This is a genomic window from Paenibacillus naphthalenovorans (assembly GCF_900099895.1).
GTDB lineage: Bacteria > Bacillota > Bacilli > Paenibacillales > NBRC-103111 > Paenibacillus_G > Paenibacillus_G naphthalenovorans.
Window position 1 is genome coordinate 60,457 of record NZ_FNDY01000006.1, and the last position, 12,073, is coordinate 72,529.

13 protein-coding genes are annotated in these 12,073 nt (G+C 48.6%); 12 read left to right on the plus strand and 1 reads right to left on the minus strand.

Annotated features, from left to right (window positions below; genetic code table 11):
• Positions 1–17: 17 nt before the first annotated feature.
• Both BLT35_RS08090 and BLT35_RS08095 read left to right on the plus strand, forming a co-directional pair.
• Entirely contained in the window at positions 18–896 is an 879-nt protein-coding gene (locus BLT35_RS08090; protein WP_054818809.1) for a fumarylacetoacetate hydrolase family protein, read from the plus strand.
• A 16-nt stretch (positions 897–912) separates the two neighbouring features.
• A complete protein-coding gene (locus tag BLT35_RS08095) occupies positions 913–1,698 on the plus strand; it encodes an SDR family oxidoreductase (protein WP_054818810.1) in 786 nt (261 codons plus the stop codon).
• Between the two features lie 8 nt (positions 1,699–1,706).
• Here BLT35_RS08095 and BLT35_RS08100 read toward each other — a convergent pair whose 3' ends face one another.
• Positions 1,707–2,330, minus strand: a complete 624-nt coding sequence (locus tag BLT35_RS08100; protein WP_074727500.1) for a FadR/GntR family transcriptional regulator — start codon at positions 2,328–2,330, stop codon at positions 1,707–1,709.
• A gap of 124 nt (positions 2,331–2,454) precedes the next feature.
• On the opposite strand from BLT35_RS08100, the gene BLT35_RS08105 reads away from it, so the two are divergent.
• From BLT35_RS08105 to BLT35_RS08150, 10 genes are all read left to right on the plus strand, one after another.
• Complete coding sequence (locus BLT35_RS08105) at positions 2,455–2,775, plus strand: UxaA family hydrolase (protein ID WP_054818812.1); 321 nt, start codon at positions 2,455–2,457, stop codon at positions 2,773–2,775.
• Positions 2,765–3,934 (plus strand): UxaA family hydrolase, encoded by a 1,170-nt coding sequence (locus tag BLT35_RS08110; protein WP_074727501.1) that lies wholly within the window; start codon positions 2,765–2,767, stop codon positions 3,932–3,934. Before BLT35_RS08105 ends, BLT35_RS08110 begins: the two co-directional genes overlap by 11 nt.
• A gap of 31 nt (positions 3,935–3,965) precedes the next feature.
• Complete coding sequence (locus BLT35_RS08115; protein WP_160327380.1) at positions 3,966–4,979, plus strand: tripartite tricarboxylate transporter substrate binding protein; 1,014 nt, start codon at positions 3,966–3,968, stop codon at positions 4,977–4,979.
• A 73-nt stretch (positions 4,980–5,052) separates the two neighbouring features.
• Entirely contained in the window at positions 5,053–5,511 is a 459-nt protein-coding gene (locus BLT35_RS08120; protein WP_062409127.1) for a tripartite tricarboxylate transporter TctB family protein, read from the plus strand.
• A gap of 14 nt (positions 5,512–5,525) precedes the next feature.
• Positions 5,526–7,022 carry a tripartite tricarboxylate transporter permease gene (locus BLT35_RS08125; RefSeq protein WP_062409126.1) on the plus strand — a complete coding sequence of 499 codons (1,497 nt, stop codon included), beginning with the start codon at positions 5,526–5,528 and terminating at the stop codon, positions 7,020–7,022.
• Positions 7,023–7,048: 26 nt separating this feature from the next.
• The gene (locus BLT35_RS08130; RefSeq protein ID WP_074727502.1) at positions 7,049–8,329 is read left to right on the plus strand and encodes a nickel pincer cofactor-dependent isomerase, group 22; all 1,281 of its coding nucleotides are present in this window, start codon (positions 7,049–7,051) and stop codon (positions 8,327–8,329) included.
• 273 nt (positions 8,330–8,602) lie between these two features.
• Positions 8,603–9,817, plus strand: coding sequence for a CaiB/BaiF CoA transferase family protein (locus BLT35_RS08135; protein WP_062409124.1), 1,215 nt, complete (start codon positions 8,603–8,605; stop codon positions 9,815–9,817).
• Positions 9,817–10,602 (plus strand): enoyl-CoA hydratase-related protein, encoded by a 786-nt coding sequence (locus BLT35_RS08140; protein WP_074727503.1) that lies wholly within the window; start codon positions 9,817–9,819, stop codon positions 10,600–10,602. The genes BLT35_RS08135 and BLT35_RS08140 overlap by 1 nt, the downstream gene beginning before the upstream one ends.
• 16 nt (positions 10,603–10,618) lie before the next feature.
• Positions 10,619–11,029 carry a PaaI family thioesterase gene (locus BLT35_RS08145; protein WP_074727504.1) on the plus strand — a complete coding sequence of 137 codons (411 nt, stop codon included), beginning with the start codon at positions 10,619–10,621 and terminating at the stop codon, positions 11,027–11,029.
• 15 nt (positions 11,030–11,044) lie between these two features.
• The gene (locus BLT35_RS08150; protein ID WP_074727505.1) at positions 11,045–12,073 is read left to right on the plus strand and encodes a tripartite tricarboxylate transporter substrate binding protein; all 1,029 of its coding nucleotides are present in this window, start codon (positions 11,045–11,047) and stop codon (positions 12,071–12,073) included.

The following is a 12,073-nucleotide window of genomic DNA, read 5'->3' on the forward strand; positions in this document are numbered from 1 at the left end:
AAAGGAGAGGATAAGCAATGCGTCTTGCAACAGTGAAGAAAAATGGAGCTGAAGTGGCTGCGGTTGTTACAAAAGCAGGGGTTGTACCGGTGGAAACCGTAAATCAAAGGTTCAACCAACATTGGTCCACCAGTCTTTTTGAAATCATTCAAACCAATCAATTGGACGAAATGAAACATTGGTATCAAAACGGAGGCAAGCAGCAGTTGGAAAGGATAGAAAGCGATGCGATTCCTGCGGATCAGGTGGAATACGGGCCGCTTTATCGCCACCCGCGAAAAATTTGGGGCATTGGACTCAACTATGTCGAACACGCCGCCGATCTTCATGAAAAAGCGCCAAATACGGAACCTGCCAGCTTTATGAAGCCGGATACTGCGATTATTGGCCCTGGCGATACCATCGAAATTCCATTCCAATCCGACCGTACAACAGCGGAGTCGGAATTGGGAATTATTATCGGCAAAGCATGTAAGAATGTATCCGAGGAGGAAGCGCAAAGCGTCATTGCAGGTTTTACGACCATTATCGATATGACAGCTGAAGATATATTGGCGCAAAATCCCCGCTATCTTACTCGTTCGAAGAGCTTTGACACCTTCTTCAGCTTCGGTCCGCATTTGGTGACTCCGGATGAAGTGGATGAAGTGCTCGATTTGAATGTATCGACTGTCATCAATGGCAGAATTCACCGGAAAAACGTAGTTTCCAATATGACTTTCCGTCCCTGGTACCTCGTATCCTTCCATTCCAAAGTCATGAAGCTGCTGCCTGGAGACATTATTTCCACCGGAACCCCGGGAGCTGTCGTTATTCGGGACGGCGATGTCGTAGAGTGCCATATTGACGGTTTTGAAAAATTGGTTAATCCGGTAACGGATTTGAAGGTCAAATAGGAAGGGGAAGAGCATCATGGATTTAAATTTACAAGGAAAAGCCGCTTTGGTCGTCGCCTCGAGCCAGGGCTTGGGAAAGGCGGTCGCCGCCGAACTGGTGAAAGAAGGCGCACACGTCATGCTGACAAGCCGTAATCCGGAAAAATTGCAGGCGGTTCATAAAGAACTCGAGCAGCTGGGAAAAGGAAAGGTGGCCTGGCAACCTGCCGATATTACCAGTGCCGAATCGATCAAAAATCTTGTCCAAGCCACTCGTGAAACATTCGGAAAAATCGACATTCTGATCAATAATGCAGGCGGGCCTCCCGGAGGATCGTTTGAACAGTTTTCTGATGAAGACTGGCAGAAAGCCTTTGAACTCAATCTTCTAAGCTATATCCGGATCATTCGGGAAGTGCTGCCCGATTTGAAGCAGGCAGGCGGACGTATTGTCAATTTGGCATCCTCTTCCATTAAGATACCGATTCCGGGATTAATTCTCTCCAATACTTTCCGTACGGGAATCGTCGGATTAACCAAGACCCTGGCCGAAGAACTGGCACCCTACCATATTCTCGTCAATACGGTTGCGCCTGGGCGTATTGCAACGGATCGCGTCGCTTTTCTCGATGAATTGAAGGCGAAAAAGACCGGACAAACTCGGGAGCAGGTAGAAGAACAGTCCAAGAAGCAAATTCCATTAGGCCGTTACGGTACCCCGGAAGAATTTGCGAAGGTGGTTGTTTTTCTGGTATCTGACGCCAGCACCTACATGACGGGCAGCTCCATCCTCATTGACGGCGGAATGATTAAATCGATCTAGGAAGCTGTTTACAGAAAGGATATATGTTCAGATAATAAATTTATTAGTTTTTTGAGTTTATGGATATCGGAAGCATGGTAAGCATCGATGATTTCCTGCATTTCAAAAGGCGCGCTTGTTTCGGGCAAATCTCCGGATTGCAGGACGAGCCCGAAGGTTTCGGAAAACAGAACAAAAAAGTAAGGATTTTCCAATGATTCCCCTAAACCGGTAATGAAAAACAGCAGGTTTTCCCAGAATGTTTTCCCGCTTAAAACGTTACTATAGCGGACGTGATGTTGAATCGACAGCATAAGAACGGTTTCCGCGCACATGAGGGCGATCTCATAATAATGGCGCAAAGCTTGTGGTTCAAGTTTTTGCCCGATCACCCGGTCAGGGATGAGAAAGGGAGGAGGATCGGATACAAAAGTTCCTTCCCCTTGCTTCGAATCCAGAAAACGGAGCAGCTCCAGCACCCGTATGCCTTCGCGCACAGAGGAACGGCTGACTTGAAGCAGCTCGCTTAACTGCCTTTCGGTGGGCAGCTTGGATCCCGGCTCCAACTGCTCTGCCTGAATATAATCGGCTATTTGCCTGGCAACTTGCTCGAACATCCGCGGTGAAGCTTTGACATTGTAACTTTTTTTCATATCGACATTACCCCGTCATATTAATGTAAATATAATACCATTGAATTGGATTTAATCCCACATGTCATTCTTTTGTTCATTCATAGGTCGGACCATCATAAATTATTCAGATAGGAGTAGGCGTATGGACGATGTAAAGCTTGCCGCAAGCCATGAAGAGAAAGCAGCGCTTGTCATAGACCCGAAAGACAACACAGCTGTTGCTTTGACGGATTTGAGCAAAGGAGATCTTTGCATAGTCAGAAAAGAGAACCGGGAGGAATCGATTGTTGTTCTTGAGGATATCCCCTTTGGTCACAAAATCGCTTTGCAGCCCATTGGCCGGGACGAAAGCGTTTATAAGTACGGCGAGGAAATCGGGAAAATGAAAGTTCCGGTTCCAAAAGGCGGTTGGATACACAGCCACAATATGTATTGCGAAAGGGGAATGAAGCATGGCCGATAAGTTTATGGGGTATTGGAGAAAAGACGGGTCCGTAGGGGTTCGCAACTTGATTGCGATCATCCCATCTGTCTTCTGCTCCGCGAAAGTGGCTGAAAGGATTGCCTATCAGGTGCCTGGAAGCGTTTACTTTCGTCATCCCGTCGGCTGCAGCCAGGTTGGCGAGGATTTGGAGATTACCGCAAGAACATTGATTCAAATTGGAAGAAATCCTAATTTTTCCGGCGTCGTTGTAGTGGGTTTGGGTTGCGAACGTTTTAGTCCCTACGAGTTGGCGGAGGGGATAGCCCCGGCACAAAAGATGTTGGAGACCGTGGTCATCCAAAAGGAAGGAGACTCTCTGGCAGCGATCCAGAAGGGCGTTAAATACGCCAGGAAAATGCAGCAAATGGCCTCCAGACAGCAGAGGGAGGAAGCGGATGTCAGTCATTTGATGATCGGTCTGAATTGCGGGGGGTCTGATATGACATCGGGATTGGTCGCAAATCCTGCATTAGGCATTGCCTCCGATATGCTGGTATCCCAAGGAGGCTCCTCTATTCTTGCTGAAATTACCGAGCTTCTCGGTACAGAGCATATTTTGGCGAGAAGAGCCGTGAATGAGCAAGTAGCGCAGGAGATCAAGGAGATCGTCTCCCGTACGGAAAAAAAGCTTGAGCGGCAGACTCGCGAGTCCAGCAATGTGAAGAGGACTCATCTTATTTCGACAGGAAATTATGACGGAGGATTGTCCAGTGTCGTGGAAAAATCATTGGGCAGTATGAAAAAGTCCGGGAATGCCCCGTTTAGCGGTACGATTCAGTATGCCGAAACGCCGAAAGTGAAGGGGCTTTTGCTGATGGATTCTCCCGGGCACGACGGGGAGGTCAGCACCGGGCAGGTAGCGGCGGGAGCGCAGATGATTGTATTCCCGACCGGCAGAGGGACGCCGACGGGATTTCCGGGCGTTCCCGTACTGAAAATTACAGGCAACCCCAAAACCTATGAAAAGATGAAAGAAAATATAGATATCAACGCGGGTGAAGTATTGCTTGGCAAAAAGACGCTGCAGCAAATGGGAGAAGAAATTTACCGCGAAATTCTCGAGGTGGCCTCCGGAAAAATGGTCAAGGCGGAAATTTTGGGGCATGATGAGCAGTTTTGCATTACCAGAATGACTTAATTTTAAAATTAGGAAAGCAGGGTGAATGGCTGTGAAAAAATGGATTAACCTGTCTTTGGCGGTCATTTTAACGTTAGCGCTTACATCTTGTGGCGGAGGCGGAAGCCAATCATCTTCCGTCCAAGGTTCATCCCCGGATCCGGAACCGCAAAAGGAAAAATGGCCGGATAAGCCGATCAATCTGATCATTGCTTATGCGGCCGGCGGCGGTACGGACGTCGGAGCGCGCATGCTTATGCCTTACGTGGAAAAAGAGCTCGGCGTGCCGATCAATATCATAAATAAGCCCGGCGGCGGCGGTTGGATCGGTTGGACGGAGCTGGCGAATGCCAAGCCGGACGGCTATACCATCGGGTATATTAATACCCCAAACCTGATGACGGGTTACCTGGATCCAAAGCAAAAACGCAAGGAGAATCTGAAAAGCTTCGCCCCGATCGCTAACCATGTTACGGATCCTGGGGCCATCGCCATCCGCAGAGATGAGAACCGTTTTACGGATATCAAAGGTTTAATTGAATACGCCAGGAATAATGAATTAACCGCCACTTCTACCGGAGTGGGTAGCGATGATCATTATGCCATATTGAAAATGAATAAGGCCTTGGGCACCAAATTCACGGCCGTGCATACCAAAGGAGCCGCAGAAAGCCAGACCGGAGTGATCGGCGGTCATGTGGATGTTTTATTCGCGAATGTCGGGGAAGTCACGTCGCTTCATAACAGCGGCGAGATCAAGGTCGTGGCCGTGATGGCCGAAAAACGTTCCCCCTTCTTGTCCGATATTCCGACATTGGAGGAAAGCGGATTCAGCGGGATTATTTCCGGTTCCGCCCGGGGAATTGCCGCTCCGAAGGACATCGATCCGCATAAGCTGGAAATTTTACGTGCGGCATTGGAAAAAGGCATCAAAAATCAGGAACAGATCGATAAGCAAGGCCAATCCGGCCTTCAAGTGGACTATAAAGACGGAAAAGATTATATGGATCTGTTGGAAAAAGATGAGCAGGATGTGCTTGCATTAAGAGATTTACTTGGATGGTAATCCCCCTTCAGTTGGAACGATAGTGTCACTGTCAGGTCAATCCTCGCTGGCCAAATCAAAGGAGACAAAGGACGTGAGAGAATTGAAAAATGCAGGCGTTTGGGTCGGTTTGGTCATTCTCATTATTGCCGGCACCCTCTTTTGGCAGTCATTATCCTATGACTATTACAGCAATTATGGACCGGGTCCCGGATTATTGCCCCTTTGGCTGAGCGGATTTTTAATCCTTCTTTCCTTGTTGTATATTGTGGAATCGATTCGAAAAGAAAGGATCAAATTAAGTGACATTTTTCCTAAAGGTGCGGGATTAAGGAAAGTGGCTTCGATATTTGCGGCCTTCATCGTGTTTCTGATTATAATACCCTACACAGGCTATACCATCGCGAGCATTGTCATGCTGTTCATATTGTTTTTCAGGGAATATAAGTGGTATTGGGGATTAGGCATTTCGGTGGCGGTAACATTGGCGATCTTTTATGTCTTCCAATCGTTATTAAACGTTCCCCTGCCTGAAAATGTATTCGGGTTATAAAGGGGGAAGCCGCGATGGAATATTTGCTTTCGGGATTTGAAACAGCTTTCAGTTGGTGGAATTTATTGTATTGTTTCATCGGCGTTACGATCGGGATGCTTGTCGGTGTCCTGCCGGGCCTGGGCCCGACCACCGGGACCGCTGTCCTTTTGCCGCTGACGTTTGGCATGGAGCCGATTTCCGCGATTATTATGTTGTCCGGGATTTATTACGGGGCGATGTATGGCGGGACGATTACATCCGTATTGATCAACACGCCGGGGGAAGCCGCCTCCGTCATTACATGCCTTGACGGCCATCCGTTGGCCAAGCAAGGCAGGGCGGGAACCGCCTTGGGTGTGGCCGGAATCGGCTCCTTCATCGGGGGGACGCTGTCCATCATCGGTCTCGCGCTCATTGGACCGCCCATTGCCCGGCTGGCGCTGCAGTTCGGTCCGCCGGAATTTTTCGCCTTAATGATACTCGGAATGACCATGGTCATCGGCCTGATGGGCAAATCGGTCATCCGCGGCATGATTGCCGCAGTCATCGGGTTAAATCTTGCCCTGATCGGATTGGATCCGGTAACGGGTGTCGTTCGCTTTTCCTTTGATCGAATGGAATTGATGAACGGCTTTGATTTTGTGCCTTTAGCCATGGGGCTGTTTGGGATCTCTGAAATTTTGATCAGCGCGGAAAAAAATTTGAAGGCGGAAAAACCGCCGAAGGTCAAAGGGCTTCTGCCGAGGCGGGAAGAATGGAAGCCGACGATAGCCGCCATTTTGCGTGGAAGCGGACTTGGCTTCATCATCGGTTTGCTCCCGGGGACGAATTCGGTGATTCCGGCGATCTTGTCGTATTCCCTTGAACAGAAGCTGGCAAAAGATCCGAGCCGCTTCGGGAAAGGGGCGATCGAAGGTGTGGCCGGTCCGGAAACGGCGAACAACTCGTATTGCGGAGGGGCCCTGATTCCCCTCTTTACCTTGGGGATTCCGAGTTCCCCGGTGATTGCCGTACTCCTTGGAGCGTTTATCATGCATGGTCTGACACCGGGACCGCAGCTTTTCCAGAAAAATCCGGACTTCGTATGGGCGGTTATTGCCAGCATGTTTATCGGAAATTTCATACTTTTGATCATGAACCTGCCGATGGCCGGATTTTGGGCCAAAATTACGATGATACCGTTCAAGCTGCTGTTCCCGATCATTTTGGCGGTGGCGGCCGTAGGGGCATACAGCGTCAGCAACAGTTTGTTTGATGTGGGTGTCATGGTGGCCTTTGGCATCGTAGGCTACATCTTCAAAAAAGTCGATATCCCGTTGGCGCCTATCGTACTGACGTTCGTTTTGGGGAAACTTATGGAAGATGCATTGATGCAGTCGCTGACGATCTATAAAGGAGACTTTTTCGCCTTGTTTACGAGACCTCTTTCCGGCACCCTGCTGATTCTTTCCATCGTGATTATGATCCTTAGTATTCTGGCCGGGTTCAAGAAGAAAAAAGAAGCACTATCGTCGGATATTGAAATGTAGGCTAACGATATTAGGAGGAGAAAAGCATGTCGATTAAAGCAGCTTCAATTAAACTTTATCCGATTCAGGTTCATTCCCAGACTCCGGTTGTCGGCGATATTTCACAATCGATAGAGCAGGCCGTAGAAAACATACTGCAAAACGACCGTTCCCGGCGTTTGAAGCCGGGAGCGTCGATCGCGGTAACGGCCGGAAGCCGCGGGATTGCCAATTATGCAGACATTTTGCGGAAGGTAGTGAGCGTACTTCAGTCCAAAGGATATCTCCCATTTGTCTTTTCGGCCATGGGCAGCCACGGGCGCGGGGAAGCCGAGGGGCAAAAAGAAGTATTGGACAGCATGGGAATTAAAGAAGAGGCTCTGGGCTGTCGGGTTTCCTGCTCCAGGGATGTGCAGTTGATCGACGAGTTTGAAGCGTTTGGACGGCAAATTCCGGTTTATTGTGCGAAAGAAGCGTTCGAGGCGGACGGGGTTGTGGTCGTGAATCGGATCAAACCGCATACCTCGTTTCGGGGTGACTACGAAAGCGGTTTGTTAAAGATGATGACGGTTGGCATGGGACGGGCGAAGGGAGCCGACATGTTCCACAGCCTTGGCGCCGGTCACCTGGCCGATATGATTCCTTTGATCGGCGGACGCATATTGGAGCATGCCCCGATCATCGGCGGGATTGGCGTCGTAGAGAATGCGAAAGAGCAAACGGCAATCGTGGAAGGCATACCTTATGACCGGATCTTTGAAAGGGAGAAGGTTCTTTTGGCACAAGCGAAAAGCTTTATGCCAAGCCTCCCTGCCGATCAGGCAGATTTGCTTATTGTCGGAGAAATGGGGAAAAATTTCAGCGGTACCGGGATGGATACGAACATCATCGGCCGGCTTCGTATTCAGGGCGTACCGGAACCGCAAAAACCTTACTTCACCTATATCGGAGTACTCCGTTTATCCGAACCGTCCCACGGCAATGCCACGGGGATTGGGCTTGCCGATTTGACAACGGAAGCGCTGGTGAAGGAAATGGATAAAACGGCTACTTATTTGAATTGCGCAACAAGCGGTTTCGTGATTCGGGCGGCTGTTCCGATGACATTTGCCGATGACCGGGCGCTTGTTGACGGGGCATTACAAATGCTGCGGGTCGATGATGCGGCCAAGCTGCGTATGATGGTAATCCGGAATACCCTTCATATCGAACATCTGTGGGTAACCGAAGCCATTTATGAGGAGATCAAAAATCAGCCACATATCGAGTTAAATCATGAGCCCAAGTTTCTTCAATTCGATGAACTGGGCAATTGGATTTGGGAATAGGAACGGGCATCCCGTTAACCGTACAAATAGGGAACTGGAGGAAGTGGGACGGTTAACGGGATGCCTTATCCAAGCCTCGTTTTATTGGTCTTACCATCATAATAAAAACTGAATACAGTATTAATTGTTGGATGCAGCCTTTTTTATCAATTTAATCAATTTATTTTATTGCAAAATATACTTTTGACCTGTGAGTCAGAAGTATATTTTTTTTGGATACGGAATACTGTATACAAAAAGAATTTTTTAACATTTTGAGGAGAGGTGATTTTGATGCTGCCTTTGCATGGAATGAAAGTGTTGGATTTGACCCAATTTTTGGCAGGTCCTTACTGTACGTTGATTTTGGCCGATCTTGGGGCGGAAGTGACCAAAGTGGAACGATTCCCGGGCGGCGACGATTCGAGGAGAGTCGGGCCTTTTAAAAATGGCGAAGGCTACTGCTTTGCTATGCCTAACCGAAACAAAAGAAGCATCGCGCTCGATTTGAAAAATGAAAAAGGGAAACACATTTTTATGCAGCTGGCTGAAAAGGCGGATGTGGTAATCGAAAATTTTCGTCCTGACGTCAAAACGAAAATGGGCATTGATTACAATGCGGTGAAAGCGGTTAATCCGGGGGTGATCTATTGCTCCATATCCGGGTATGGGCAAACGGGGCCATACAGCCAGAAAGGAGGTTTTGATATCGTTGCCCAAGGCGTTACGGGGCTGATGAGAATGACCGGCGAGCCCGGCGGACGTCCCGTGAAAGTCGGGATTGCCATTAATGATATCTCTGCCGGCATAACGGCGGCCTATGGAATTTTGGGCGCCTATATCCATAAGCTTAAAACCGGGGAAGGGCAGTATCTGGAAACGTCCCTGGTCGATGCCGCGTTGGCATGGACGTTCTGGGAATCAGCGGCTTACTTTGGGGCCGGGGAAATTCCGGCTGCAACCGGAGCGCGTCATAGACGGTCCACTCCTTATCAAGCCTACAAAACGAAAGACGGGTATGTCACGATTGGAGCCGGAAACGATAAGCTTTGGACCAACTTATGCAATAAGGTTTTAGGAAAACCGGAGTGGGTCGGCGATCCGCGGTTCATCGATTTACAGACAAGAATGAAAAATATCGACTTGCTGGAGAGCATGATAGAAGAAATATTGAAAGAGCAACCGACCTCGCATTGGGTGGAAAAATTGGATGAATCCGGCGTACCGGGAGGACCGGTCTACACTTACGAACAAGCGTTAAACGATCCGCACATTTTGGCCAGGGACATGGTTCTGGAAATTCATCATCCCATCCTGGGGGATATGAAAACCATAGGGTTCCCCGTCAAATACTCCGGGACGCCGCTTTCGATCCGAACGCCTGCGCCGTGGCTTGGGCAGCATACGAACGAGGTATTGAATGAGCTGGGATTGCAGGAAGAGGAAATCAAGGAGCTGTATAATGAAAATGTGGTATACAATAAATATCCGGAAAGGATGATCATCTGATGTCTACGAATCATGTTTATCTTGAGAAAAAAGGTGAAGTTGCCACGATTTATTTTAATCAGCCGGAAAAAAGGAATGCTTTGACCCACGAAATGTGGAAAACGATTCCTTCCCTGTTGGAAGATGCCGAGCAGGACAGGGGGATCAAGGTGCTCGTTTTGCGCGGGGCGGATGAAATGGCGTTTGCCGCCGGGGCTGATATCAGCGAATTCAAAACATTAAGATCGACTCCGGAAGGGGCGAAAATTTACAACGATGCTTGTCATAAAGCGGAAAGAAGATTAGCCCACTTTAAAAAGCCGACGATTGCGATGATTCAGGGACCTTGTATCGGAGGAGGGTGCGAGTTGGCGTTGGCATGCGATTTCCGTTTTTCCGATACGACCGGCCGTTTTGGGATCACCCCCGCCAAATTGGGACTGGTATACAGCCTTAACGCGACCAAACAATTGGTTGATCTGGTCGGTCCGGCCAACGCAAAGTATATTCTTTTATCCGGCAAAATTATCGATGTGCAGCGCGCATTCCGAATCGGCCTGATCGACGAAGTCTATTCCCCGGAAGAAATCGTAAGCAAAACTTACGAATTTGCGGAACTATTGTGCCAAAATGCGCAATTTACGGTACGCAGCATGAAATATATCATTTCGGAAATTATGAGAGGCGTGGCGGAAGATACGGAGGAGACGAAAAGACTCCGGCAGGATTCCTTCAGCACGGAAGACTATCAAGAAGGAGTCAGGGCTTTTTTGGAGAAACGTAAACCGGACTTCAAGTATTCCTAGAGAAGAAGGTATAAATATGGAACAGGCTAGGATCAAATTTGAAGAAGCCATGGCCACCCAGGCAAATGATTTTGAAACGTTTTTTCTGGCGCGTTTTTTTGATTTGAAATTCAAGTACGGGGATGAAGTTTGCATCGTGGAAGCCCCTGTCGAAAATTACATGTTCAATCCGCAGGGGACTTTGCATGGCGGGGTTATTTCCTTCATCCTCGACGTGTCTATGGGACATTTGTGCAAAAAATTTCTTGGTTCGGCGGTTACTCTCGAAATGAAAACCCAGTATCTGAGCGGTGTCCATGGTGGAATCGTTACATGCACAGCCGCTTTTTTGAAGAAAGGGAAGAAAATCGTCCAGATGGAATCGAGAATGACGAATCAGGACGGAAAACTGGTCGCCATGGCGACCGCCACCTTTTATCTGCTTTGAAAGGGAGAGTTTATTATGAAAAGTGGAGTATGGAAAATGATGTTGGCTGCTCTGACGGCTTTTTCATTAAGCGCCTGCGGGGGAGCGGGCGGAGGGAACGGCCAACCCGCCAACGGCGCTTCAGAGAATACACAAACGCAATCGAAAACGGAATTCAAATATCCGGAAAAGCCGCTTGACTGGACGATCGCCTTCGGACCCGGCGGAGGAAACGATATCATGTCCAGAACCATTATCGATATTTTGAAAAAAAACAAACTGTATACACCGCCGATTGTGGCTGAAAATCGTCAGGGCGGCAGCGGGGCCACGGGTTGGGGGTATCTGAACAGCCACAAAGGGGATCCTTATCAAATCAGTTCCACCAGCGGAAGCTTTATCACAACACCGCTGCTTTCCAATACGGGCTTTGACTACAAATCTTTTACCCCGGTCGCATTGATGGCAACGGACGACATGGTGTTTATTGTAAACGGCGACTCTCCGTACAATACGCTGGACGATTTCATCCAAACCGCAAAAAGCGGCAAAAAAATGAGTATCGGAGGGTTGGGAGCGGTGAATGTGGATTACATTATCCCCCGCATGCTGGCGAAAGAAGCCGGATTCGATTTTGAGTATGTGCCGTTCCAATCTGCAGGAGAAAGTACTTCGGGCCTGCTTTCAAAAAGCATCGATGCCATGATGGCAAATCCATCGGAAGTATTGGGGCAAATTAAAGCCGAAAAAATGAAACCGCTTGCATTTTCTGGTAATAGCAGGATACAGTCCTTATCGGACGTCCCCACCTTCAAGGAACTCGGCTACAACGTGAACCTGCCTATGCCGCGCGGAATTGTTTTGGCAGGCGGCGTTTCAGATGACGTTCAGAACTGGTGGATTGAGACGATGAAAAAAGTCGCGGAAACACCGGAATGGAAAAAGTACATCAGTGATAACAGCTTGACGGAAGATATACGATTTGGGGACGATTTTGCCCAATATCTTGAAGAGACAACCAACACCTTTAAGACACTTCTTAAAGAGACGGGAGCGATAAAATAG

Bases quoted from the DNA above. Each gene is read 5' to 3' on its own strand.
- BLT35_RS08145 (WP_074727504.1), top strand. From the start codon at position 10,619: ATGGAACAGGCTAGGATCAAATTTGAAGAAGCCATGGCCACCCAGGCA.
- BLT35_RS08105 (WP_054818812.1), top strand. From the start codon at position 2,455: ATGGACGATGTAAAGCTTGCCGCAAGCCATGAAGAGAAAGCAGCGCTT.
- BLT35_RS08100 (WP_074727500.1), bottom strand. From the start codon at position 2,330: ATGAAAAAAAGTTACAATGTCAAAGCTTCACCGCGGATGTTCGAGCAA.
- BLT35_RS08135 (WP_062409124.1), top strand. From the start codon at position 8,603: ATGCTGCCTTTGCATGGAATGAAAGTGTTGGATTTGACCCAATTTTTG.
- BLT35_RS08125 (WP_062409126.1), top strand. From the start codon at position 5,526: ATGGAATATTTGCTTTCGGGATTTGAAACAGCTTTCAGTTGGTGGAAT.
- BLT35_RS08130 (WP_074727502.1), top strand. From the start codon at position 7,049: ATGTCGATTAAAGCAGCTTCAATTAAACTTTATCCGATTCAGGTTCAT.
- BLT35_RS08150 (WP_074727505.1), top strand. From the start codon at position 11,045: ATGAAAAGTGGAGTATGGAAAATGATGTTGGCTGCTCTGACGGCTTTT.
- BLT35_RS08140 (WP_074727503.1), top strand. From the start codon at position 9,817: ATGTCTACGAATCATGTTTATCTTGAGAAAAAAGGTGAAGTTGCCACG.
- BLT35_RS08090 (WP_054818809.1), top strand. From the start codon at position 18: ATGCGTCTTGCAACAGTGAAGAAAAATGGAGCTGAAGTGGCTGCGGTT.
- BLT35_RS08110 (WP_074727501.1), top strand. From the start codon at position 2,765: ATGGCCGATAAGTTTATGGGGTATTGGAGAAAAGACGGGTCCGTAGGG.
- BLT35_RS08095 (WP_054818810.1), top strand. From the start codon at position 913: ATGGATTTAAATTTACAAGGAAAAGCCGCTTTGGTCGTCGCCTCGAGC.